Below are 23,466 nucleotides of genomic sequence, written 5' to 3'. Positions count from 1 at the left end.
TCAGGGGTCAGCTCACCCGTCAGCTGGTCAAGGCCCTGCTGACTCATGAGTGAGCCTTATCATCGGTTTTGCCAGAGGTTTTATCACCCGAGCTACTGGCCGTCTTGTCTGAGGCTTTGGCGGAGTTTTCCTCAAGAGTCTTCTTCATCTCGGGCGAGATCACCGTAGTCCCCAGCGACTCAGGCATCACCGGCAGCTTGGCATCCGGCAGAAGATCCAGCCCCTTCTTGGCGCTCTCCAGCTGCATCGCGCGGAACCAGCTGTATTTCTGATCTGAAAGCTGGCTATAGAGGGCATCGCTTCTGAGGATCACCGGATGGACGAAGACCATCAGGTTTCTCTTGTTAACCGATGAAGAAGTGGATCGGAACAGGTAGCCCAGAATCGGGATATCACCCAGAAGCGGCACCTTGGAATGGGTCTCTTGGGTTTGGGATTGAATCAAACCACCCAGGACTACCGTTTCACCGCTTTTCACCAGCACACTGGTATCGAGTGTCCGCTTGTCAAACACCACATCCACCGCACTGCCCTTGGAAGGGGCCACACTAGAGACCTCCTGCTTGATCTTCAGCAGAACCGAGTCCCCTTCATTGATCTGTGGTGTTACCTCCAGTGAGGTCCCAACCTGCTTACGATCGTATGTGGTAAAGGGGTTGTATTGTCAGAGCTCGCCGCAGAGCCAGTCTTTACAGGAACCTCCTGGCCCACCATAAATTTCGCCTTGGTGTTATCCATCACCACAAGACTAGGGCGCGACAGGATATTATTATGGCTGTTGGTGACAATGGCAGTCACCAGACCTGCCCAATCACCATTGTAGAAGCCCATCGCCATACCATTGAGAGCATTGGCAACTTTCCCAAGGGCTGTATAATCCCCCTCAGTCGAATTGGATGTTGTCGTGACAGCCCCTGTGGTTGGATCCGTTGTTGTAGTTGTTGAAGATGTCCCGGGCTGTGAGTCCTTGTAAGCAATCCCAATCTGGCTCAGAGAAGGCGTGGTGCCATTGGTCCACTGCACTCCACCCACCATGCCATCGGTCACCTTACCAAACTGCACCCCGAGATCTGCCCCATCACCCATCTGGGTTTCGACGATCACCGCCTCTATCAGCACCTGGGCCCGGCGGATATCCAGTTTATCCACCACCCCTGAAATTGACTTCATGATATCCGGCGGCGCAGTCACCACCAGGGAATTCATCGTCTTATCGGACTCGATACTAACGCCCTTATCACCAGCGCCGGGCGCCGCACTCTGGGCGCCTTTTTTCTCGGCAACCAGGGTCTTGGTCATCCCCTGCAGCACCTTGGCCAGCTCCTCGGCCTTAGCGTATTTAAGATAAAAGACCCGGGTATTCCCCTTATAGGTCTGGTCCTGATCCAACTTACGGATAAGTGCTACGGTGCGCTGACGTGCCTTAATATCACCGCTGACCACCACAGAGTTGGTACGGGTATCAGCCACCACGGTCGGACGCAGCAACAGGCTTGCGGGACTCAGCGCCTGGCCCGGCTGATTGTTCAGACCTGTGATGATCCGTACCACCTCGGAAGCCGATGCATACTTAAGACGCACGATATCCATCTTTTGATCTTTGGCGGTATCCACCCGATGGATGATATCCACCAAGCGATTGACCACCGCCGCGGTTCCGGTCAACATCAACACGTTGGAGGGGTCATAGCTCACCACGCTGCCACCCTGAGAGTTATCCACCAGCTGGCGCAGCAGCGGGGCCAGCTCACGGGCCGTCACATTGCTCAGGGGGACAACCCGGGTGACCATCTCATCCCCCATTCCCGGGTGTTTGGCACTAGCGACCGGAATCGCCGACATCCGCGCCACCCGCGAAGGAACCACCTTGAGCACACCATTTTTCATCGGGACCACTGCAAAGCCATAAGCCTGTAGCACATTCAGGAAAAACTGATAGTACTGCTGCTGATTGAGCAGATCATAGCTACGTACATTCACCTGACCACGAACCTGGGGATCGATAATCACCGTCTTATTAAGATTCTTAGCTACAGTGTTAATGAACTGCTGGATATCGGTTCCCTTAAAACTTGCAGAAAACTCAGCAGCCACAGCAGTTTGCAGCAGGAAGATACTCAGCAGCGAAACCAGGAATACTCGCTTAATGCCACTCACAATCATGTTAACTCTCGGACTCTTTATCTTGTTGATCCTTCAATTTGACTTGAAGCTGTTGACTCTGACCATTGCGATTTACGGTAACCGTGACCTCTCCCAACTCGGGAAGCTCACTCATAATCTGGGATAACTGTTGCTTATCATTCAACTGATAGCCATTGATCGATTCGATGATGTCGTTCTTTTTGAGCCCCAATTGCTCGAGTAGCCCACCTTCAAGGCCGGGACCGACCCGATAGCCGATCACCTTGCGATTGTGGTACCAGGGCTGGATCTTGATAAAGCGCTCAATCTTGGCCGGATCTTTCATCAGGGTCTCACGCATGCTGGCAGAGAGCTGATGACTCTTTGGCTTTGTTGAAAGCCCGGGATGAGGGACTGACTCATTGTAGTCGGCACCATCCAGCATCAGAGTCTGGTTGACACCATTCAGCGAAAGAATAACTCGATCCCCTAAGATCCGCCGCACTCTTGCCTGGGTACCACTAACATAGTCACCAATAAAATAGCTGGCCTGAGAACCACTGCTGCCAGCGATAATGGCGATAGAGAGCTTGGGAACACTGCTGGCGAGCACTCCGGTTAAGCGAAGATTCAATTGAGTTATAGGTGCACTCTTCACATCAAACTCTTTGGGATCTTTCTCCGCTACCTTACCAAACAAATTGAGCCCCATCAGACTGTCGATATCCAGTCTGTTCTGGCTATTGTCGGAGGTCACAGCATGGGGGTGCCAGCTGGTCACAGGCACACCGACCGGGAGAAGGCGCCAGGTGGTTACAGCCAACTGCTGACAGATCAGGAGCATAAATATAAAGAGTAAGGTCTGGCTATAATATTTAGCCGGAATCTTCCCTGAATAACGTAGCAGCTGTTCAAGCTGCGCAGTAAATTGGCTTGTTCCCATAAATAGAAAATAATAGAAATTGATTGTCTTGAACGCGTTATTAGCGCCGCACTATACACGCTTTATTATCCCTCACAAAGCATGCGCCTGTTTGTGTTATATCCTATCAATGTAGCCTAAGAATGACTTGCCCGGGTTGTAATCCTCTCAGGTGACCCCAATCTTAGGCTCTGTTGACGATACAGGTTTGGTTCTGCAGTTGGCAATTTTTTCATCCAGCAAGGCCGAAGATGTGTGGTGTAGTCGCTCTACATGAACATCTGATAACGCCGATGGAGGGAAAAAATAGCCACTGCCCTCCGGGTTGCGCCTGAAAAAGCCCTGTTCATTGTTGCTCATCACTTATTTAGAGCAACTAAACCGCGTGATTCGCGTCGCGAACAGACCATTTTCAGGGGAAGCAGGTTCAAAATTGCAACGTCAGCAGAGCCTAAACTTATGGCAGCTATCTCTGCTATAATGACAGTTTTTTTGGCAATCACCAGTATTATGGCAAACGGATCGGCAAAATCAGCAGAGGAACTCAAGGTTCGCCTCGACAAGTGGTTGTGGGCTGCTCGCTTTTATAAGACTCGCGCCCTGGCACGTGACATGATCCAGGGCGGTAAGGTTCATTACAACGGCAAGCGAACCAAACCCAGCAAGATTGTAGAGCTTGGAGCTCTGATACAACTCAGGCAAGGTCAGGAAGAGCGCGAGGTAAAGGTGTTGCAGCTTTATGATAAGCGCCAGTCTGCCCCGCTGGCACAGCAACTTTACCAGGAAACTGAGCAGAGTATTGCCCTGGCACAACAAAGTGCCAAAGAGCGTGAGCTGGATATTCGCCGCTCACCCAGTCCCGAGCGTCGCCCGGACAAAAAACAGCGCCGCCAATTGATCCGTTTTAAAAATCAGTAAAGGTTTAATCACGATTTATGAGCAAGCAAGACAACCTCTATCGCTACCTGTTTGAGCAGGAGCATATCCGTGGTGAGCTGGTCCAACTGTGTGACAGCTATCAGCAGATCATCCAGGCTCAGCAATACCCTCAGCCGGTACAGATCCTACTGGGAGAGCTGCTGGCAGCGACTAGCCTACTGACTGCAACCCTGAAATTTTCCGGCAAGATCACGCTACAGCTTCAGGGTAAAGGGCCTGTCCACCTGGCGGTAATCGATGGTAACAACAACCAACAGCTGCGAGGTGTCGCTCGCTGGAAAGAGCCTCTGGGTAATGAGTATGACTTTACCAGCCTCACCGGAGAGGGGCAGCTGGTGATCACCATCACCCCGGAGCAGGGTGAGCGCTACCAGGGAATCATTCCATTACAGGGAGAAACCCTGGCCCAAACTCTGGAGCACTACTTCGAGCAGTCAGAGCAGCTGCCAACCCGGATCTGGCTGAGAACCGGAGAGCATGATGGCAAGGCCCACGCTGCCGGCATGCTGCTCCAGGCTCTGCCTGTCGAGCAGGAACAAAAAGAGCAACAGTTGCTGGATATGGATCATCTCTCCAAACTGACGGAAACAGTCAAAGATGAGGAGTTATTCGGATTAGAAGCCGAGGAGCTACTCTACCGCCTCTATCATCAGGAGCAGGTTCGCCTGTTTGACCCTCAAGCGGTCAACTTTTACTGCCCATGCTCCGAAGAGCGAAGCGCCCAGGCTCTGTCACTGGTTGATGCAAAAGAGCTCCACCAGCTCCTTGAAGAGCAGGGGCTGATCTCAGTTAACTGCGATTACTGTGGTGAGCAGTATAAGTTTGGGGCCGAGCAGGTGATGGATATTATCGCCAAGCAACAGGGTAGCTCAGATACCAAGCAGTAATATCCAGCTAACGAAGCAATAAAAAAGCCAGCATCAAGTATGCTGGCTTTTTTTATAAGGGAGGCAGGAGATCACTCCATGCCCTGTGGCTCATGATAGAGGTTTTGCAGGTGCTGTCGCAGCGCCTTTTCAGCCGCATCAATGTCATGCTGACAAATCGCCTCACACAAGGCCCGGTGCTCCCGGTAGACTCTCTGATGCCAGGATTCCAGATCGTCTGTTTCACCGCGCCGGGTAATCAGCCAGTTCACCAGAGCCTGATGAATCGCTAGGAAGATCGGGTTTTCAGGAATTGTAGCCAAAATCCGGTGGAACTCGATGTCACAATCGCTAAACAAGGGCTCCTTACCGATCGCTAACCGGCAGTTTTCAACGGCGTCACGTAACTCATTGCAGTGCCGGTCACCGGCATGCTCAGCCGCATAGCGTGCCAAACTTGATTCAAAAAACTCTCTTAGCTGCTCGAAATAGCCAATCCCCTCGGGCTTAGCCATAAAATCGCGAGCCAGCCCTGAGAGCTCACCTAAGATCGCATCCGGTGAGGGTGAGGTCACCCTGGCTCGCTCCCCGCTGGTGATTTTGAGCAGGCCTTTACGAGCAAGACTGGCCATAGCTTCACGCACCGAAGGACGGCCCACCTCAAACAGAGTCATCAACTCTCGCTCCGAAGGAAGCTTCTCTCCCTCCGCAAACTCACCGCTGCGGATCATCGACTCAAGCTGCTCCTCAACCATATCTGACAGCTTCTTGCGGGATACCGGGCGGGTGCGAAGCTTACCACTCATTTTCAACTCTCCATCTGAACAACTGACGGTATGATAGGCTGACACCTTAATAAATAAAAGCCTGTCCCTTATAACTGGTGAGATGCGCGGGCGATAATTCCCTGCCCTTGATCTGATACCACTGAGTCGGTTGACCGATAAAGCAGGACTCGCCTTGCCTGAGGGTGATCTGACTCTGATCATCAGCTTCAACCTCAAGCTCCCCCTCAACACACAGCAAGATTTCTGCCTGAGAAGGTTGGCGCTCAAGGGAGCCATTAAGCCGATGCAGAGAAAAACTAAAGTCATTCACCGGCACCTCAAACACACTCTCATCCCCAGAGACTCTGGGCTCAACCCACAAACTTTCCGGTTGTACTGGCTCAAATCGGGTATTTGCCAGAAGCTCTGGAACATCCATATGCTTAGGGGTAAGCCCGGCGCGGAGCACATTATCTGAGTTGGCCATGATCTCAAGACCGGTTCCCTGAAGATAGGCGTGGGGCACCCCTGCATCGACGAACAAAGCCTGCCCCGGTTGCATCTCGACCACGTTCAGCAGCAAAGGGGAGAACAGGCCAATGTCTCCGGGATAGTATTGATAAAGCTCCATCACGGTGCGAAAGGCGAGCTCATCGCGCCCGCGGGCAACCGCCATCAGGTTACGCAGCGCCCGCTGCTTCGCCTCTCCCTCAAGGCTCATCAGATCGGCAAAAAACTGTTTAAGACTCTCACTGTCACCCAGTTCGCGTAGTCTTGCATAGGAAGCAGGCAGTTTTGCGGCATCCAGCCTTGCGAGATATTCCAACATCTCGGAAAGAGGACGAAAACTATGCATCGCCTTAAACGGGGTCAGAGCATAGATCAGCTCTGGTTTGTGGTTATCATCCTTATAGTTGCGACAGGAGTCGCTTAGCTCGACTCCCCGGGCATTCTCGGCGGAAAATCCGGCCTCGGCCGCAGCCTTGGTTGGATGTAGCTGAATAGACAAGGGCTTAGCTGCGGCCAGGATTTTGAACAGAAATGGCAAACGCTTCCCATAGCGTTGCTGCGCATCCTCGCCAATATAGAGCTCAGCCTGTTGTTCAATCAGCTGGTCAAGAGGGAGCTCACTGCCCTCACCATCCGCAAGCAGGGAGGGGGCAGCAGGGTGGGCCCCCATCCAGACCTCTGCCTGAGGCTGTTGCTGAGGATTGGCAATCCCGAACAACTTCTCTATCGAATCGGTGCTTCCCCAGGCATAAGGCTGGATCGGGTTGCGCATAGCAAAAACAGACATAACTCTCTCTCTTCAATTAATAAAATTAGTTGGGAATGCCTCAAATCAGTTGCTCCTATGATGACCTGCAAGTTTCAACATCACCGACCTTCTAGCGCATGAATGCGCTAGAAGGGCTTCCGAGGAAGGATTGACTGCATGCCAGCGATCAATAAACCCAAACATCAGCAACAGATATCAAACACTTCCAATTAATTATCCAACAAGCTCCGGTGGACCTTCATCACCACCTTGCGGATCGCCTTAGGCTCATCAATGCAACAGGCCGGTGTATGCAACTCACCAGGGTAAAATACGGCGTACATCCCTGCCGATAGCAGAAGCTCACTCTCATTCGAAGGGGTCTGATAGAACATCAGATCGCGCTCGGCATCATACTCAGTGGCAACCTTTTGCCCGCTGTCTGCCAGAGTCACACCGATCCGCTCCTCCCCCTCAATCAGGAACTGCACATCCAGGTAGTTGCGATGCACTTCCGGACGCTTCTCCTGCTTAGGCTGAGTCTCAATGCTCATCAGGTTAGCGTAAATCTTATCCCCCTCTACGGCATGACGGCCCGGCTCCAGCTTGGAAAAGTCGGTTTGCCGAAGGTATTCCAACACAGATTGCAGAACCTTAGGTAAGCGTGCGTCTGCCTGATGATCACTCAAAGATGCAAAAAACATATTTCCTCCAAAGGTTATCCTTCACCACACACAGGAGATTGCAATTCGAACAGGAGCCAGCCGTTGCTCCGGCAAGAAACCTGTCACAAAACGCAAACTGCCCCACTATATACCAAGGGTCTCCCAATCTTGGATTGCTCACAGGGCAAAAACGTGATCTGGGTCTCACCACAGTCTACAGAACACACTCCGTCAAAGCCCTGTTACTCTCTCCAAAGCAGCATTAGCTGTTGTTATAGATAGTCAGCTCTGGCTCAAGCTCCTTCGTTGACCCGAATACCAGACTAAACAGGTATCCAAGAATCAGACTGGAGCAAACCCCAACCATCCCATAATAGAGAAAAGTTAGCGAGCTCATCTTCACAAAATAGAGAATAATCACACTCAGCAGGGTCCCGGTGAGACACCCCTTCGCATTGCCTCTTTTACTGAAGATTCCCAGCAAGAATGCTCCCGCAATCGGCCCTCCAAACAAGCCCAGGACACTCTGAAATACCATCAGGATCCCAGATTGATCTGTGGCAATCATATACAGACTGATCCCGATCCCAAGTAAACCGACCAGGATAATCACAACCCGAGCCAGGAGGACATAGTGTCTCTCCGAACCCTCAGGATGAAAACGCTTCATCAGATCCGTGGTAAAACAAGCGGAAATACTATTTAAACTGCTTGAAATTGTAGACTGAGAAGCAGCAAAGATAGCAGCAATAATAATCCCCGATACGCCATTGGGTAATGAGTTAACGATAAAGTATGGAAAGATTGAGTCACTATTGAGGTGCGTCGAATGAAGTTGCGGGTGGACAAAGTAATAAACATAAAGCACCGTCCCCATACTGAAAAAAAGCAGGGTCGAAAAAAATGCCAGCCATGCATTGATATATAGAGATCGCTTAGTATCACTCATCGAGCTTGTCGTACCATAACGTTGAACTACATCCTGGCTTCCAATATATTGGTATAGGTTTTGAAAAAGAGACCCAATTAACATAACCGGAATAGTTAGCTTTACAAAGCTCCATGGGATCTCACTGCTATTTAATAGCTTATTATGCTCGACAGCAATCTTGACTGTTTCACCGATTCCTCCCGGAATATGATACAAGCCAATGACTAAAGAGATAATGATTCCTCCGAGCAGCACCATCCCCTGGATGACATCACTCCAGATTACTCCCTCGATTCCTCCCAGGAATGTATAGATCACACAAAGGATCCCTATACCAACAGCGATCATATAGGGGTTATAACCTGTCACAGCGACTATAGCTAAGGTAGGAAGGTAGATCACAATCGCAATTCTTGCGATGTGAAACAACATAAATGACAGGCTGCCAAGTAAACGCATCCGAACATCAAATCTATACTCAAGATACTCGTATGCAGAGGTTACATTAAGCTTCCTGAAAAATGGAACTATATAGTAAAAAACAAATGGAGCCAGCAAGCAGATCGACAAATTACCAACTGCGAAGATCCAATCACCTTTATATGCCATAGCAGGAATCGCCATAAAAGTAATTGAACTTAATGTTGTTGCCCAAATACTAAAGCCTGCGGCCCACCCTGGGATTCGACCTCCTGCCTTAAAAAAGCTATCAGTGTTTTTACCACTTCGTTTAGCAAAAAAAACACCAATCCCCAGAACGCCTAGTAAATATATTGAAATAACAATCAAATTGAGATGTTCCATATTTATTATCCATCTTATATAGAAACAAATTAATTTATTCGCTAATAGGTAAGCAAGCGATGTTTCACATGAATATCTTTATATTTTTAATCCCTGTTTATAGCACTGAAATTACCCGCATCACAGAGATGGTGAATCCTTATAGCCAGGCGGCGCCGCGAACACCACTAGAGTCACCATGCAGCGCTTTTTTAAGCTTGGTATGAACCGAATCAGAGAACACATATTGAGTCCAGAGCTCAGGAACGCGTTGATAGATCTCATCGACGTTCGAGAACCCGCCACCAACCACGATCACCTCAGGATCAAGTATGTTAATAATGGCAGCAAAGGCACGTGCTAATTGATCGCAGTAGAGCTCAAAATGCTCCACCGCTCGCTCATCACCATCACGCATCAGGGAGATAATGGTTTCAGATTTTAGATCTGTGGCATATTTTCGGTTAAAGGTCCCACTGAATCCGCTCCCGGAAATAAAACTCTCCTGGCAAGCAGGTCTGCCGCAATAGCAGGGAATGACCCTCCCATCAACTTCAGTCCGATACCCAGGGAGGGGATTATGGCCCCACTCACCAGCGATCCGGTTTGGTCCGCAAACAAGACGACCATTGGCAATAACCCCTCCACCACATCCTGTTCCCAGGATTGCAGCAAAACAGCTATTTTGTGCCGAAGCCGCAGAACCATCATGAAACTCAGAAAGAGCCAGACAATCCGCATCGTTTGCAAGGCTCACGGGTTGAGTAAAACGAGCTCCCAGGTCTCTCACGAGATCCTGGCCATTGAGGATCTGTAAGTTCGCGTTCTTGACTCTGCCACTATCAGGCGAAATAGCCCCGGGTAGCCCAATACCTATGCGCTCAATGACACCAGACTCCCGCTGACATTGCTCCACCAGCTGTTGCAGGGTATCCAATAATTCATCATAACTACTGCGGGGAGTCGGGACTCGCACCCGAACTAACTCCCTACCCTCATCATTGAGCACTAAAGCTTCAATCTTGGTTCCCCCGAGATCGATACCAACTCTTTGCATATCTCTATCCTTAGCTGTTTACAGTTATTAGGGGAATCAGATGCCTCTTTGGGCATTCAGCTCGAAAGCCAGGGTATGTAGCTCCTCTTTCAAGGCAGAATCTACACCATGGAAAGGCTGGCGGCAGAACGGGGTATCAATCACACCTAGGTGGCAAAGCATCTCTTTTAATCCGGAAAAGACTCCTGCCGTAATCAAGCGATCAATGACCCGGTTGCAGGAGGATTGTAATTTCTTTGCCCTCTCAATATTGTTAGCCAACAGGGATTTTTGAATATCCAGATATCGCCACCCCATCAGGTTATAGGTGCTACCGATTCCACCATTGGCGCCCGCCAACTGACCTGAGGTGAAAATCTCATCAAACCCATTAAATAGAACTTTATCCGGGTGACGGGCTCGGATCTGCTCCATCTGATACAGGTCTGCCGAGGTCTGCTTAAGACCAATCACCTGAGGTAATTCAAGCAGAGTTGAGATCTGATCCAGAGATAAGTTGACACCACTCATCGCCGGGAAGTTATAGACCACCATAGGCGTTCCCCCGGCTGCATCAATGATCGCTCGATAGTGATCAACTATCTCTGAAAAACGAAAACCATAGTAGAAGGGAGATACCGCAGATATAGCATCAGCCCCGAGTTCAGCGGCATGCCGGGCAAGCTCAACACTATCTCTGGTACTGATGCAACCGACATGGGCGATCAATCGACCCTGCTCTTTTAATTCCTGTGCCGCCACCTCCATGATCTGCTGCCTCTCCTCAAGATTCAGGAGAAATGCCTCGCCGCTGGAACCTCCGACATAAAGACCATCAACCCCATGCTGCAAGTTAAAGCGGATCAGTCTTCGCAGACTGGCTTCATCGACATTTCGCTGCGAGTCAAGAGGGGTCAAAAGTGCGCTGTAGATCCCGGATAAAGTGTGTTGATTCATCATCTCTCCAATCATTAAGTGGTATACCGTCAACCTGTTATACCAGCATTTATTTACATGGGCACAACATAGCTGCCTGTTTTGTGATCTACACCTCAAGGCTTGAGTCAAAACTGTTGTCCACAAAATGTCAGGAATTTGAGATCCATCGTTTTAAATTTTTGTAAAATGGGTAGACTCAGAGTCACCTGAGACAAGATCTAATCACGCGCGATAACAGATGCAGGAGAAAGGAATGACCCAAGCTACGAATAAAGGAATTATTGATGCACTGGCCAAATATGGTATTACAGGTGTCAAAGAGATCGTCCGTAACCCCTCTTATGATGACCTGTACAATGAGGAGCTAAGCCCGGCCCTGGAAGGCTATGAGCGAGGTGTCCTGACCGAGTCCGGAGCAGTGAAAGTAGACACAGGGATCTTCACCGGCCGTTCCCCAAAAGATAAGTACATAGTCAAAGACTCTGTGACTGCAGACACTCTGTGGTGGACCACTCCTGAAGCTCCTAATGATAACAAACCGATCACAACCGAAGTTTGGAATCACCTGAAAGGCCTGGTTACAGAGCAACTTTCCGACAAACGTCTGTTCGTGTTGGACTGCTTCTGCGGAGCCAACCCGGACACCCGCTTGAAGATCCGTTTTATCACCGAGGTCGCCTGGCAAACTCACTTTGTGAAAAACATGTTCATTCGCCCCACCGAGGCCGAGCTGGAAGATTTTGAGCCCGATTTCGTGGTGATGAACGGCGCCAAATGTACCAACTCTAAATGGCAGGAGCAGGGCCTTAACTCCGAGAACTTCACCGTCTTCAACCTGACCGAGCAGATGCAGGTCATAGGTGGCACCTGGTATGGTGGCGAAATGAAGAAAGGTATGTTCGCCATGATGAACTACTTCCTGCCTCTGAAGGGGATCTCCTCGATGCACTGCTCCGCCAACATGGGTGAGCAGGATGACGTCGCCATCTTCTTTGGCCTCTCTGGCACCGGTAAGACAACCCTGTCTACGGATCCAAAGCGCCGACTGATCGGTGATGATGAGCATGGCTGGGACGATGACGGGATCTTCAACTTTGAGGGTGGCTGCTACGCCAAAACGATCAATCTCTCCAAAGAGGCTGAGCCGGATATCTACAACGCGATCCGCCGTGACGCCCTCCTGGAGAATGTAACCGTCGATGCCAACGGTAAAATTGATTATGACGATGGCTCAACCACTGAAAATACCCGAGTCTCCTACCCGATCGATCATATCGACAACATCGTCAAGCCGATCTCCAAGGGTGGCCATGCCAAGAAGGTGATCTTCCTGACCGCAGATGCGTTCGGCGTTCTGCCTCCGGTTGCCAAACTAACTCCGGATCAGACCAAGTATCACTTCCTTTCCGGATTTACCGCTAAGCTGGCAGGTACCGAGCGTGGGATCACCGAGCCCAAGCCAACCTTCTCCGCCTGTTTTGGTAAGGCATTCCTGACCCTGCATCCCACTAAGTATGGTGAGGAGCTGGTTAAGCGAATGGAAGCCGTTGGCGCCGAAGCATATCTGGTAAATACCGGCTGGAACGGCACCGGCAAGCGGATCTCGATTCAGGATACCCGGGCTATCATCGATGCGATCCTCGATGGCTCCATTGAGAAGTCTCAGACCAAACAGTTGCCTATCTTTAATCTGGAGATACCAACCTCACTGCCAAATGTGGATCCTAACGTTTTGGATCCTCGTGATACCTACAGCGATCCAAGCGAATGGCAAGCCAAAGCTGAAGATCTTGCAAGCCGCTTCATTAAGAACTTTGTGCAATACACAGATAATGAAGAGGGCAAGCAACTGATTGCAGCAGGACCACAACTGCAGGAAGACAGTATCTGCTGTGAATAACATTTTTGGAGCGGGCTTAAGCCCGCTCTATTCTTTTCCTCTTGAAATCCTCTGCTCCTCCCCTGCAAAATTCAACTAACTGACACAGTCATCTGTCATTGATTGGATCAATCACATTATGAAAACCAACCTGATTACCCGTGAGGGATATGAAGCTCTGAGAACCGAGCTGGACTACCTGTGGAAAGAGAAACGCCCGGAGATCACCAAAAAGGTATCCTGGGCAGCCAGCCTGGGAGATCGCTCAGAGAACGCGGACTACCAGTACAATAAAAAACTGCTCCGGGAGACTGACCGGCGAATTCGCTACCTGAGAAAGCGCCTCGAAGCGGTTCGCATCGTCGACTACTCCCCCCAGCAAGATGGCAGAGTGTTTTTCGGGGCCTGGGTTGAGATCGAAAATGAGGAGGGTGAAGTCAAACAGTTCCGTATCGTAGGGGTTGACGAGATCTATGACAAAAATGACCACATCTCCATCGACTCCCCCATGGCCCGGGCCCTGCTCAAAAAAGAGTCTGACGATGAAGTTCAGGTCCAAACGCCATCAGGGGAAAAGCTCTGGTATATCAATAAGATAGAATATAAAAAGTAAAGCTTAACAATGCCAAACATTAATGATCTGATCGCCAATGAGCTGGGGGTTCGTCCTCAGCAGATCAAAACCACCATAGAGCTGCTGGATCAGGGCAATACGGTTCCTTTTATCGCACGCTATCGTAAAGAGGCAACTCAGGGGCTCGACGACCAGCAGTTGCGCACTCTGGAGAGTCGATTAAGTTACCTCAGAGCCCTCGAAGAGCGCCGTCAGGTAGTGCTGGACTCGATCAGCGGCCAGGGAAAGCTGACTCCAGCCCTGAAGCAGGAGATCATCAGCACCAGCAGCAAAACCGAGCTTGAGGATCTCTACCTTCCCTACCGCCCCAAGCGACGAACCAAGGGTGAAATCGCGCGCAAAGCCGGATTATTGCCACTGGCCGAAGCCCTGCTAAACAACCGCCAGCTGAACCCTGAGCAGGAAGCAAGACACTATGTCGATCCAAGCTCGGAGATCAAAGATTGCAAGTCAGCCCTGGAGGGCGCCAAGTCGATTCTGATCGAACGTTTTGTGGAGAGTGCTCCCCTGCTTAGCCAGCTCAGGGATAGGATCTGGAAAGAGGGCTATCTGTGCTCAACTCTGGTCAAGGGAAAAGAGCAACAGGGGAGCAAGTTTCGCGATTATTTCGAGCACAGTGAAAAGCTGAGCCGAACTCCATCCCACAGGGCTCTCGCTCTGCTACGTGGCCGAAATGAAGGAGTCCTCAGTCTCAAATTACTCAAGTCTGCCGAAGGCGAAACTTTTGAGCAGTATGCCTGTAGCATCATAGCTCATTCCCATAACCTCAAGCTGGGCCATAAGGCTGCAGATCACTGGCTCAACTCTGTGGTTGAGGGATGTTGGAAGAGTAAACTTTCAACCCAGATGCAGGCAGAGCTACTGACACGACTTAAAGAACAATCAGAGCAACAGGCAATCACTGTCTTTGCCAATAACCTCAATGATCTGTTGATGGCAGCTCCGGCAGGTCCCAGGGTCATCATGGGTCTTGATCCCGGATTCAGAACCGGGATCAAGGTTGCCATCATCGGCGCCACGGGTAAGCTCCTTGAACATGCGACCATCTATCCATTCGAGCCACAAAAACGCTATGACCAGGCGCTCACGACCCTGGGCAGCCTGTGCAAAAAACACCAGGTCGAGCTGATCAGTATAGGTAACGGCACCGCCTCCCGGGAAACCGAACAATTGGTCGCTGATCTCCTGGATAATCCAAGACTTGAGGGGATCAGCAAGCTAATTGTCAGCGAAGCCGGAGCCTCCGTCTATTCCGCATCCGAGTTAGCAAGTCAGGAGTTTCCGGATCTGGATGTGTCGATTCGCGGCGCCGTCTCCATCGCCCGCAGGCTACAGGACCCATTGGCTGAACTGGTTAAAATCGATCCGAAATCGATCGGTGTGGGTCAATACCAGCATGATGTAAACCAGGTACAACTGGCGCAAACCCTGGATGCCGTGGTTGAGGATGGGGTAAACCATGTCGGCGTCGATCTCAATAGCGCCTCGAGCGCTCTGCTCACCCACGTCTCTGGCCTCAACAAGACTCTGGCGAAAAATATTGTAGAGTTCAGAGATCAAAACGGGGCATTCAGTAATCGAACTCAACTCAAAAAAGTGGCTCGTTTAGGCCCCAAGGCCTTTGAGCTCAGCGCAGGCTTCTTGCGGATCCGCGATGGGAGCAACCCATTGGATAGCTCAGGGGTACATCCGGAAGCATATGGAGTTGTGAAGCAGATAGCCCATAGTCAGGGGCTGAATATCACCGATCTGATTGGTAACAGCTCAGTGCTGCAAAAGCTAAATCCAAGTGATTTCACCGATGAGAACTTCGGACTTCCAACCCTCAGAGATATCATCCGAGAGCTTGAAAAGCCCGGCCGGGATCCCCGCCCTGAGTTTAAAACTGCCCAATTTAAAGAGGGGGTAAACAGCATCAGTGATCTCGAACCCGGAATGCGCCTTGAGGGTGTCATCACCAATGTCACCAACTTTGGGGCCTTTGTTGATATAGGTGTTCATCAGGATGGACTGGTTCACATCTCAGCCCTGGCCGATCGTTTTGTTTCCGATCCGCGGGAGATAGTCAAAACCGGCGATCTGGTGCAGGTACGGGTGGTTGAGATCGATCATGCGCGAAAACGAATTGCTCTATCGATGCGATCCGATGATGCCCCACCCCAAACAAAGGCCTCAAAGAGTAAGCCAAATAAACAGACCGCTCAGCAACAAGCCCCGAGAGGGGGTGCCTTTGCTGACGCCTTTGCCAAGGCTAAAAAGCGCTAACTCTTGATTTTCAGTGCGGGCCAACGGCCCGCACGCCCAGAGGCTGGCTAATCTGGAGGGGCACCCGTAGCGTGTGAATATGTTAAATCTGAGTAAGCAGATGATGCTCACGTGCAGGCACAGAAGAGGACAGGTAACGATAGTTGATCACCTCGCTCCTAAGCTGCAGGCTCAAAAATGCATGATCGGGGAGGAAGCCCTCATCTCTTTGCTGTTTTTGTTCGGCGGATATCAGCTCTTGTGTATCATCCGATCCAAACAACTCGGCCTTATCCAGTTCAGAGCGGATCTTCTCAAGCTTATCCTTAGAGATCTCAGCCCTTGCTTCACGCTCAATTTTAGAGGCTTCGCTGGCTACCATCAGATCGGCACGGGACGGATCGACCGGGGCCAGCGCAGCATTACGAATCTTCTGCATCTTACGTATGGTTGCATCGGGATCACCGGGAACCGGGGATACATCTGCAGAAACCTCCCCTCCCACCGCATAGCGACGACCATCAGGCCCGGTTTGATAGGTTAGCTGGGCAGCTCCCGTATGAACTCCCCCTATGCTGGCATGGGCCAGCTCATGGGCACGAACCTCACGATCTCTCTTCTGTAGCTCCCGGACCTGCTGCTGCTCGGCTGGAGTCAGTTCTCCGGGCCCCGCAGGAGCGGTACTGGCTGAGGTTGTTTCGGAAGAAGTCGCTGCAGCAGGTTGCTCCCGGGCATTTTGCTGCTCACCCTGATCTTCTGGGTTATTTTGCTGAGGAAGTGGTTGGCCGCTGTTTTGAGATGCCCCCTGCTGATAGGCAGGAATAGGATCAAGTTTCCCCTGCTCACTCACCACCTCCTGGACAGAGGGTGAGTCGATGACAGGGGGGTCAATGGTCTGGAAAGTAGGGGCCAGCGGCGGTTGGGCCGACTGGTTTTTTTGCTGAAATGAGCCAACACCTGAGCCTCCCGCATAAGCCTGAACGGCGCGAGTTGCACTCACCAGCTCCAGACGCTCCGCATCATGGCGCGCCATCTCCACCGAAGTCTGCAGAGATGCCGGAGCTATATTGGGCAATGTTACATTTAAGCTCATACCCGAACGTCTATCAGTGTCCCGGCTACCTCATCTGCGGTCTTAACGACATTTGCAGATGCCTTTGCCTGGTTCTCAGCGACCCTGAGCTCCACCAGCTCCTGCGTTATATTGGTGTTTCCATCACTGACTTGTGGCTGCTCATCAGATTGAGTCTGTGTCTCCTGAGTTGGCTGAACCTGGATCTCCTGCTGACGTGGCGAAGTCTGATCTGCAATAGCCTGAGCAGCTTCAGATGCCTGCAGCTGAGCATTTTTTAAGCCCTCAACTCCACTGTTAAAAGCCGATTGAATATCCATGAGTCCTCCTGGCACACCTACCTACTGTAATTTTGTGCGATCCCAGACCCCATGAACAGAAACCTGGCTATTTTTTAATCAGCCAGTTGATTAACCCGCTTAAAAACTCTGATCGATGAGAGATAAAGGGAGCATGTGAAGCCCCTGCTATTGTCATGACCTCAGCATCTGTACGCAAAGAAGAGATCGCCTGGCTCACAGAGCGAGGTACCAGGGCATCCTGTCGCCCGAGGATCACTAATAACGGCGATGTAAGCTCAGCCAGTGGCTGGCGAAGATCGCTCATTTTCAAAAGTTCGAGTCCTGCTTTGAGTGCCTGTGGATTTGGAGTGTCCCGCTGACTAAGTTTCTCTTTGATCAGCCGGATATCCCCCTTGAGATCCCGGCTCCCCATCGCCTGCAGGGCTAAAAATTGCTCCAGGGTTCTTTGGTGATTCTTCTCTAGCTGAAGTCCAAAGTTAGCCAGAACGTCGGCTCCCATACCTGGCCACTCTTCGCCCTGGACAAAACAGGGATTGCTGGCCACCAGCACCAGCCGTCTCACCTTGGTCGGAAAGAGCCGTGCCAGGGTGATTGCTATCAGTCCACCCAGAGACCAGCCTGCAACACTGTACTCTTCATCAGGCATCACCCGATGAATCTGCTCAGCAACCTCCTCAAGGCCATACTGATCCGGGATCTGCTGCTGATTGTATCCATAGCCAGGCAGGTCGACTCGATGCACCCGAAAGCTCAACTCAAGAGTTCCAAGTAACTCAGACCAGATCGCACTGTTCATTCCCCATCCATGCAGCAACAATAGGTTTGGTCCCTGCCCTGAGCTTTCAATCTTGAGTTTCATCTACACTCCAACAAAGAATCAGCATTCTTCAGAGCATGGTAATGAGACTCCTGGTAAAAAGCTATCGACAACTCAGGGAAACCCTGCGCAATCAAGCCAATGGATACTGCCTGCTATGCCGACAGCCAACGCAAGCACCAAGGCTATGCTACGACTGTCAAAAATATCTTTGCTCCAGGGAGAATCGCTGTCAGCTCTGTGCCACTCCACTCGCCGGGGAGCAAACAATCTGTGGTCATTGCCAGCTCAAGCCTCCCCCCTGGCAGCGGCTGGTGGTTGCGGCCCACTACAGGGGATCCATCATCGAGATGGTGCAGCGACTTAAATTTAAGCATCAGTCTCTCTATGCCCCTGTGCTGGCCGATCTGCTTCTTAACTCCCTGAGAGGAGCTGAGCCACTTCCTGAGTTACTGCTCCCGGTTCCCCTACATTGGCGAAGGCGCCTAAAGCGAGGCTACAATCAGGCAGAGCTGATCGCCCGTCACCTGGGGAGGGCTCTGGATATTCCCCTGGATACAAAAAGCCTGGTACGTCATCGCTCCACCAGGCCCCAATCCGATCTGGATCGCCAGCAGCGCCGTAAAAATCTGAAGGGAGCCTTTCACTTTACCCAGGTGGAAGCACAGCATATCGCCCTGGTCGATGATGTGATCACCACCGGAAGTACCCTGCGAGAGATCTGCCGCCTGCTTGGCGGGCACAAGATAAAAACTATCCAACTCTGGGTGCCCTGCTATACCCCCCCAAAAAAGCTTCGATGAGCGCCCCTATCTTTAACCCTCCCACAGGCGTATAATTCCGACCATTCGACTCAAGATTAGTGACGAGGGAGCGATGATCTCTATCTCAGAAGCCGCTCAGGCGCATTTTCAAAAACTGCTGGAAAACCAGCCTGAAGACACCAACATCCGGGTGTTTGTAGTCAACCCGGGCACTGCAAATGCTGAGTGCGGCGTCTCCTACTGTCCTCCCGACACCCTGGAGGAGAGTGATATCCATCTGCCATTTGATGGCTTCGAAGCGATCATTGATGAAAGCAGCGCACCATTTCTCGAAGAAGCCGAGATCGATTATGTCACCGAAGAGATGGGCGCACAGCTTACCCTCAAGGCACCCAATGCCCGAATGAAAAAAGTGGCAGATGATGCTCCTTTGTTCGATAGAGTGGAGTATATGCTGCAAGCCCAGGTTGCTCCCATGCTTGCCGGCCATGGTGGACAGGTTTCACTCACCGAGATCACCGAAGATGGCGTTGCCATCCTACAATTTGGTGGTGGCTGTAATGGCTGCTCGATGATCGACTACACGGTCAAGGAGCGGGTTGAAAAACTGCTGGTTGAGGAGTTCCCGGATGAGATCAAGGGTGTTGAAGACGCCACCACTCATCAAAGAGGCCAACACTCCTTCTACTAAGTAAGCTATCGCCTCTCCATAGCCTTAGCTTTCAGCAGGTAATAAAAAACCGCTCACTGAGCGGTTTTTTTAGCACAGCCTGATGAGGCTTACTCGCCCTTCTTGTCTCGGGAGAGTAGATCCAGTGCCGCCTGCTGAGGGGATTTCCCCTGGTACAGAACCTGATAGAGCTGCTCACAAATAGGCATATCGATCCCAGCGCGCTCGGCAGACAGATGCACCTCCTTGGTGTTGAGATACCCCTCAACCACCTGACCAATCTCCTCCATCGCCTGCTCTGGTGTTTTCCCCTGGCCAAGCGCCAGACCAAAACGACGATTTCGCGACTGGTTATCGGTACAGGTCAAAACCAGATCTCCAAGACCAGACATGCCATGAAAGCTTCGGGCCTCAGCCCCAAGGGCTTCACCCAACCGGGCAATCTCCACCAGGCCCCGGGTGATCAGAGCGGTTCTGGCATTGGCACCAAACCCAAGACCATCAGACAGACCCGCTGCAATGGCGATGACGTTTTTAACCGCCCCGCCAAGTTGCAACCCAATCATGTCTTTACTGGTATACACACGCAGGGCGCGTCCGTCATGCATCAGATCAGACAGGTGCTGACGAAACGCTTCATCACTGGCAGCCAGGGCTATCGCGGTCGGTAATCCTGCCGCAAGCTCCTTAGCAAAGGTCGGACCAGACAACACGGCTATCGGACGATCCGGCCCAAGGATTTCAAGGGCCAACTCATGGAGCAGCCGTCCCTCGGGATCAAGCCCCTTGGTTGCCCAGGCAATTCGCGAATCCTCACGGAGCAGAGGCTCTATGCGCCGCAAAACCTCGCCAAACACATGGCTCGGAACCACGATCAAAAGATCGCGGGATGCTGCAACTGCCGTGGCCAGATCGCTCTCAATCTGCAGATTGTCGGGAAAGGGAACACCCGGCAGAAACTCCTGGTTGCAGCGCTCCTCGGCCAATCTGGCCATGTGGTCGCTCTCATGCCCCCACAAAACCGTATTATTACCAGCCCGCGCCGCAGCGATGGCCAATGCGGTTCCGTAAGAACCTGCACCAATGACAGTGATATCTGCGCTCATCACAAACCCTTATTGCAGTGGCTCTTCCTGGCCCTGTTGCTCCATCTGCTGCTGCATCTGTGCCATAAACAGAGCATCGAAGTTAACCGGTACCAGGTTCAGCTGAGGGAAGGAGCCCTTGTTAACCATGGCCGCAATGTGCTCACGCGCATATGGGAACAGGATATTCGGGCAGAATGCCGCCAGGCAGTGAGCCAGCTGAGGCTCAGGCATCTCGCCAATACCGAAGATACCCCCTTGCTGAACTTCACACAGGAATGCCGTCTCTTCACCCAGGGTACAGGTCACGGTCAGAGTCAGGATCACCTCGTAAACCCCCTCGTCCAGCTTGTTGCTGCGAGTGTCCATATCCAGCTTTACTTCTGGCTCCCACTCTTTCTGAAAGATATGAGGAACATTTGGAGCCTCAAAAGAGGAATCTTTCACATAGACACGCTGGATAGCGAATTCGACCTGCTGCTCTTCAGCCTGGTTGTTGACGTCAGCCATTTTAAAATCCTTATCGATATGAAAAAAGAGGCGCCGCGCGCCTCAATTGAAATTAACGTTTCTTGGTCAGTGGCATGCTGGCTGCCCGCCACTCAACAAGGCCACCCTTGAGGGTTGAAACCTTGCTAAAACCCTGTTGCTGCATGATGCGGCCGGCGTTGCGCGACTCCTGCCCATCCTCGCATACAAGGATGATGGGGTTATCTTTAAATTTTTCAATGTGTGAAAAGTTTTTTTCTTTCACCTGTGACATCGGAGCATTCAGCGCACCCGGGATATGACCCTTGCCAAATTTCTCCTGGCCACGCACATCGACGACCACACCATCCTGCTTATTTACAACCAGTGAAAGCTGCTGACTTGAAACCTCTTTCACCGAGGACAGAAAATGCCGTCCAAAGCTGTAGATAAGCATACCCAGTAATATGACCCAAACGATCGACAGCAACGCATGGTTGCTGAAAAATGTGATGTATTCCTGCATCATCCCATCACTCTGTTAGTTGTTAATCCACCCAAGTAAGAGGAGAGAGTATACAGCCAGCGCCGCAGAATATCAGCATCAGATCTATGATGGGCTGCACAGCTGATACAAAAGGTTACCCGAAGCCGCATCAAGGATGGGGTGACTAATCAGGGAAATGTAGTAAGATTACGCTAGTTCAAGATTTCAACTTTCCTTTCTAAACCTTAAACCCAAAGGGGGCATGCAGATGTCTACTGCCGTAAAACCTTTTGTACTGGTGATCATGGATGGCTGGGGCTGTCGCAAGGAGACTGCGAACAACGCAATTGCGAACGCCAACACTCCAAATCTTGATCGCCTCACCAAAGAATATGCCAGCACCGAAATCTCCGGATCCGGTTTGGATGTGGGCCTTCCCTGTGGCCAGATGGGCAACTCGGAAGTTGGCCATGTGAATATAGGTGCCGGGCGTGTGGTCTACCAGGACCTGACCCGCATCACCAAATCGATCACCGATGGGGATTTCTTCAGCAACCCGACACTGTGCCAGGGCATCGACAAAGCCGTTAAAAACGGTAAAGCGGTTCACCTGATGGGCCTGCTCTCTCCGGGCGGCGTTCATAGCCATGAAGATCATATCGCAGCAGCGATTGAGCTGGCTGCCAAACGTGGTGCGAACGAGATCTATCTGCACTGTTTCCTGGATGGCCGTGATGTTCCGCCTCGCTCGGCACAAGGTTCTCTGGAGCGTTTTGACGCCCTGTTCAAATTCCTGGGCAAAGGCCGTATCGCCTCCATGGTCGGCCGTTACTATGCGATGGACCGGGATAACCGCTGGGAGCGTGTTGAAGAGGCATATGACCTGCTGACCCTGGGTGAAACTTCCTACAAATACCCAACTGCTGTCGAGGCTCTGGAAGCCGCCTATGCCCGTGATGAGAACGATGAGTTCGTCAAGGCAACCGTAGTTGGATCTGAAGCTGCCACCATCAATGATGGCGACGCCCTGATCTTCATGAACTTCCGCGCCGACCGTGCTCGTGAGATCACCCGTTGCTTCACCGAGAGTGACTTCCAGGGCTTTAGCCGTAAAAAGACCCCTGCACTGGCCGATTTCGTGATGCTGACCGAATATGCAGCCGATATTAAGGCTCCAACGGCCTTCCCGCCTGAGCTGTTGAAAAATACTCTGGGTGAGTGGCTGGCCTCTCACGGTAAAAAGCAGCTGCGGATCTCCGAAACCGAGAAGTATGCTCATGTTACCTTCTTCCTCAATGGTGGTATCGAGGATACCTTCGAGGGTGAAGACCGCATCCTGATCCCAAGCCCTAAGGTTGCCACCTATGATCTGCAACCAGAGATGAGCTCAGAAGAGCTGACCGATAATCTGGTTGGTGCAATTAAGTCCGATAAATACGATGTCATCGTCTGTAACTACCCGAACGGCGACATGGTTGGTCACACCGGCGTTTATGAAGCCGCTGTTAAAGCTGCCGAAGCCGTCGATCACAGCATTGGCCGTGTGGTGGATGCCCTTCAGGAAGTCGGTGGTGAGTGTCTTATCACGGCGGACCATGGTAACGCGGAGAAGATGGTGGACGAGACCAATGGTCAGCCCTTTACCGCACACACCAACCTGCCGGTGCCTCTCATCTATGTTGGCCGCAAGGCAAGCATGGTTGAAGATGGCAAACTCTCCGATCTGGCACCCACCATTCTGAACCTGATCGGAATGGAGATTCCGGCGGAAATGACTGGTAAACCTCTGGTTGTTCTGAAATAATTTCTCCCCA

The 23,466-nt window shown here is 51.4% G+C and carries 21 protein-coding genes and 1 pseudogene; 8 read left to right on the top strand and 14 right to left on the bottom strand.

Annotated features, from left to right (window positions below; genetic code table 11):
- Positions 1-43: 43 nt before the first annotated feature.
- Positions 44-2,163, bottom strand: a pseudogene (gene gspD / locus DB847_RS01105) (type II secretion system secretin GspD).
- A 1-nt stretch (position 2,164) separates the two neighbouring features.
- Positions 2,165-3,067 (bottom strand): type II secretion system protein GspC, encoded by a 903-nt coding sequence (gspC, locus tag DB847_RS01100; RefSeq protein WP_108649057.1) that lies wholly within the window; start codon positions 3,065-3,067, stop codon positions 2,165-2,167.
- A gap of 489 nt (positions 3,068-3,556) precedes the next feature.
- Here gspC and hslR point away from each other — a divergent pair, with 489 nt between their 5' ends.
- Complete coding sequence (hslR, locus tag DB847_RS01090; protein ID WP_108652879.1) at positions 3,557-3,964, top strand: ribosome-associated heat shock protein Hsp15; 408 nt, start codon at positions 3,557-3,559, stop codon at positions 3,962-3,964.
- Between the two features lie 17 nt (positions 3,965-3,981).
- A complete protein-coding gene (gene hslO / locus DB847_RS01085; protein WP_108649055.1) occupies positions 3,982-4,872 on the top strand; it encodes an Hsp33 family molecular chaperone HslO in 891 nt (296 codons plus the stop codon).
- Positions 4,873-4,943: 71 nt separating this feature from the next.
- Here the strand turns inward: hslO and nanR are convergent, their stop codons facing one another.
- The 6 genes from nanR to nanA all read right to left on the bottom strand — a co-directional run bounded on the left by nanR (position 4,944) and on the right by nanA (position 11,248).
- Entirely contained in the window at positions 4,944-5,657 is a 714-nt protein-coding gene (gene nanR / locus DB847_RS01080) for a transcriptional regulator NanR (RefSeq protein ID WP_108649054.1), read from the bottom strand.
- 46 nt (positions 5,658-5,703) lie between these two features.
- Positions 5,704-6,915 carry a mannose-6-phosphate isomerase, class I gene (gene manA, locus DB847_RS01075; RefSeq protein ID WP_199911681.1) on the bottom strand — a complete coding sequence of 404 codons (1,212 nt, stop codon included), beginning with the start codon at positions 6,913-6,915 and terminating at the stop codon, positions 5,704-5,706.
- Positions 6,916-7,106: 191 nt separating this feature from the next.
- A complete protein-coding gene (gene nanQ, locus DB847_RS01070) occupies positions 7,107-7,580 on the bottom strand; it encodes an N-acetylneuraminate anomerase (protein ID WP_108649053.1) in 474 nt (157 codons plus the stop codon).
- A gap of 223 nt (positions 7,581-7,803) precedes the next feature.
- Positions 7,804-9,276, bottom strand: coding sequence for a sodium:solute symporter (locus tag DB847_RS01065; RefSeq protein WP_108649052.1), 1,473 nt, complete (start codon positions 9,274-9,276; stop codon positions 7,804-7,806).
- A gap of 139 nt (positions 9,277-9,415) precedes the next feature.
- Positions 9,416-10,312, bottom strand: coding sequence for an ROK family protein (locus DB847_RS01060; RefSeq protein ID WP_108649051.1), 897 nt, complete (start codon positions 10,310-10,312; stop codon positions 9,416-9,418).
- 36 nt (positions 10,313-10,348) lie between these two features.
- Positions 10,349-11,248, bottom strand: a complete 900-nt coding sequence (gene nanA, locus DB847_RS01055; RefSeq protein WP_108649050.1) for an N-acetylneuraminate lyase — start codon at positions 11,246-11,248, stop codon at positions 10,349-10,351.
- 235 nt (positions 11,249-11,483) lie between these two features.
- Here nanA and pckA point away from each other — a divergent pair, with 235 nt between their 5' ends.
- The 3 genes from pckA to DB847_RS01040 all read left to right on the top strand — a co-directional run bounded on the left by pckA (position 11,484) and on the right by DB847_RS01040 (position 16,008).
- Positions 11,484-13,130, top strand: coding sequence for a phosphoenolpyruvate carboxykinase (ATP) (pckA, locus tag DB847_RS01050; RefSeq protein ID WP_108649049.1), 1,647 nt, complete (start codon positions 11,484-11,486; stop codon positions 13,128-13,130).
- 118 nt (positions 13,131-13,248) lie between these two features.
- The gene (gene greB / locus DB847_RS01045) at positions 13,249-13,722 is read left to right on the top strand and encodes a transcription elongation factor GreB (RefSeq protein ID WP_108649048.1); all 474 of its coding nucleotides are present in this window, start codon (positions 13,249-13,251) and stop codon (positions 13,720-13,722) included.
- A 9-nt stretch (positions 13,723-13,731) separates the two neighbouring features.
- On the top strand, positions 13,732-16,008 hold the full coding sequence (locus tag DB847_RS01040) for a Tex family protein (protein WP_108649047.1): 2,277 nt from the start codon (positions 13,732-13,734) through the stop codon (positions 16,006-16,008).
- 82 nt (positions 16,009-16,090) lie between these two features.
- On the opposite strand, the gene DB847_RS01035 is transcribed toward DB847_RS01040, so the two are convergent.
- The 3 genes from DB847_RS01035 to bioH form a co-directional block, all read right to left on the bottom strand.
- Positions 16,091-17,080, bottom strand: coding sequence for a putative metalloprotease CJM1_0395 family protein (locus DB847_RS01035; protein WP_199911680.1), 990 nt, complete (start codon positions 17,078-17,080; stop codon positions 16,091-16,093).
- Positions 17,077-17,379: a hypothetical protein gene (locus DB847_RS01030; protein ID WP_108649046.1), complete on the bottom strand. Its 303-nt coding sequence runs from the start codon at positions 17,377-17,379 to the stop codon at positions 17,077-17,079. The genes DB847_RS01035 and DB847_RS01030 overlap by 4 nt, the downstream gene beginning before the upstream one ends.
- A 67-nt stretch (positions 17,380-17,446) precedes the next feature.
- The gene (bioH, locus tag DB847_RS01025) at positions 17,447-18,220 is read right to left on the bottom strand and encodes a pimeloyl-ACP methyl ester esterase BioH (RefSeq protein WP_108649045.1); all 774 of its coding nucleotides are present in this window, start codon (positions 18,218-18,220) and stop codon (positions 17,447-17,449) included.
- A 41-nt stretch (positions 18,221-18,261) separates the two neighbouring features.
- On the opposite strand from bioH, the gene DB847_RS01020 reads away from it, so the two are divergent.
- Positions 18,262-18,981 (top strand): ComF family protein, encoded by a 720-nt coding sequence (locus DB847_RS01020; protein ID WP_159084315.1) that lies wholly within the window; start codon positions 18,262-18,264, stop codon positions 18,979-18,981.
- Positions 18,982-19,054: 73 nt separating this feature from the next.
- The gene (nfuA, locus tag DB847_RS01015) at positions 19,055-19,633 is read left to right on the top strand and encodes a Fe-S biogenesis protein NfuA (protein ID WP_108649043.1); all 579 of its coding nucleotides are present in this window, start codon (positions 19,055-19,057) and stop codon (positions 19,631-19,633) included.
- An 89-nt stretch (positions 19,634-19,722) separates the two neighbouring features.
- Here nfuA and gpsA read toward each other — a convergent pair whose 3' ends face one another.
- Genes gpsA through DB847_RS01000 form a run of 3 tightly spaced genes read right to left on the bottom strand, consistent with a single transcriptional unit; the run spans position 19,723 to position 21,694 of the window.
- A complete protein-coding gene (gene gpsA, locus DB847_RS01010) occupies positions 19,723-20,718 on the bottom strand; it encodes an NAD(P)H-dependent glycerol-3-phosphate dehydrogenase (RefSeq protein ID WP_108649042.1) in 996 nt (331 codons plus the stop codon).
- 9 nt (positions 20,719-20,727) lie between these two features.
- A complete protein-coding gene (gene secB / locus DB847_RS01005; RefSeq protein WP_108649041.1) occupies positions 20,728-21,207 on the bottom strand; it encodes a protein-export chaperone SecB in 480 nt (159 codons plus the stop codon).
- A 52-nt stretch (positions 21,208-21,259) separates the two neighbouring features.
- Positions 21,260-21,694: a rhodanese-like domain-containing protein gene (locus DB847_RS01000; RefSeq protein ID WP_108649040.1), complete on the bottom strand. Its 435-nt coding sequence runs from the start codon at positions 21,692-21,694 to the stop codon at positions 21,260-21,262.
- A 226-nt stretch (positions 21,695-21,920) separates the two neighbouring features.
- Here DB847_RS01000 and gpmM point away from each other — a divergent pair, with 226 nt between their 5' ends.
- Positions 21,921-23,456 (top strand): 2,3-bisphosphoglycerate-independent phosphoglycerate mutase, encoded by a 1,536-nt coding sequence (gene gpmM, locus DB847_RS00995; protein WP_108649039.1) that lies wholly within the window; start codon positions 21,921-21,923, stop codon positions 23,454-23,456.
- Positions 23,457-23,466 lie beyond the last annotated feature (10 nt).

Source organism: Dongshaea marina, from assembly GCF_003072645.1.
Classification (GTDB): Bacteria; Pseudomonadota; Gammaproteobacteria; order Enterobacterales; family Aeromonadaceae; genus Dongshaea; species Dongshaea marina.
The sequence above is the reverse complement of the archived record's forward strand: the minus strand, read 5'-3'. Positions and strand labels throughout refer to the sequence as shown.

Excerpts from the sequence above, each read along its gene's own strand:
- DB847_RS01000 (WP_108649040.1), bottom strand. The coding sequence starts at position 21,694 with ATGATGCAGGAATACATCACATTTTTCAGCAACCATGCGTTGCTGTCG.
- nanA (WP_108649050.1), bottom strand. The coding sequence starts at position 11,248 with ATGAATCAACACACTTTATCCGGGATCTACAGCGCACTTTTGACCCCT.
- nanQ (WP_108649053.1), bottom strand. The coding sequence starts at position 7,580 with ATGTTTTTTGCATCTTTGAGTGATCATCAGGCAGACGCACGCTTACCT.
- gpmM (WP_108649039.1), top strand. The coding sequence starts at position 21,921 with ATGTCTACTGCCGTAAAACCTTTTGTACTGGTGATCATGGATGGCTGG.
- DB847_RS01030 (WP_108649046.1), bottom strand. The coding sequence starts at position 17,379 with ATGGATATTCAATCGGCTTTTAACAGTGGAGTTGAGGGCTTAAAAAAT.
- hslO (WP_108649055.1), top strand. The coding sequence starts at position 3,982 with ATGAGCAAGCAAGACAACCTCTATCGCTACCTGTTTGAGCAGGAGCAT.
- DB847_RS01020 (WP_159084315.1), top strand. The coding sequence starts at position 18,262 with ATGAGACTCCTGGTAAAAAGCTATCGACAACTCAGGGAAACCCTGCGC.
- greB (WP_108649048.1), top strand. The coding sequence starts at position 13,249 with ATGAAAACCAACCTGATTACCCGTGAGGGATATGAAGCTCTGAGAACC.
- nfuA (WP_108649043.1), top strand. The coding sequence starts at position 19,055 with ATGATCTCTATCTCAGAAGCCGCTCAGGCGCATTTTCAAAAACTGCTG.
- DB847_RS01060 (WP_108649051.1), bottom strand. The coding sequence starts at position 10,312 with ATGCAAAGAGTTGGTATCGATCTCGGGGGAACCAAGATTGAAGCTTTA.
- pckA (WP_108649049.1), top strand. The coding sequence starts at position 11,484 with ATGACCCAAGCTACGAATAAAGGAATTATTGATGCACTGGCCAAATAT.
- DB847_RS01065 (WP_108649052.1), bottom strand. The coding sequence starts at position 9,276 with ATGGAACATCTCAATTTGATTGTTATTTCAATATATTTACTAGGCGTT.
- DB847_RS01035 (WP_199911680.1), bottom strand. The coding sequence starts at position 17,080 with ATGAGCTTAAATGTAACATTGCCCAATATAGCTCCGGCATCTCTGCAG.
- gpsA (WP_108649042.1), bottom strand. The coding sequence starts at position 20,718 with ATGAGCGCAGATATCACTGTCATTGGTGCAGGTTCTTACGGAACCGCA.
- gspC (WP_108649057.1), bottom strand. The coding sequence starts at position 3,067 with ATGGGAACAAGCCAATTTACTGCGCAGCTTGAACAGCTGCTACGTTAT.
- DB847_RS01040 (WP_108649047.1), top strand. The coding sequence starts at position 13,732 with ATGCCAAACATTAATGATCTGATCGCCAATGAGCTGGGGGTTCGTCCT.
- bioH (WP_108649045.1), bottom strand. The coding sequence starts at position 18,220 with ATGAAACTCAAGATTGAAAGCTCAGGGCAGGGACCAAACCTATTGTTG.
- nanR (WP_108649054.1), bottom strand. The coding sequence starts at position 5,657 with ATGAGTGGTAAGCTTCGCACCCGCCCGGTATCCCGCAAGAAGCTGTCA.
- hslR (WP_108652879.1), top strand. The coding sequence starts at position 3,557 with ATGGCAAACGGATCGGCAAAATCAGCAGAGGAACTCAAGGTTCGCCTC.
- manA (WP_199911681.1), bottom strand. The coding sequence starts at position 6,915 with ATGTCTGTTTTTGCTATGCGCAACCCGATCCAGCCTTATGCCTGGGGA.
- secB (WP_108649041.1), bottom strand. The coding sequence starts at position 21,207 with ATGGCTGACGTCAACAACCAGGCTGAAGAGCAGCAGGTCGAATTCGCT.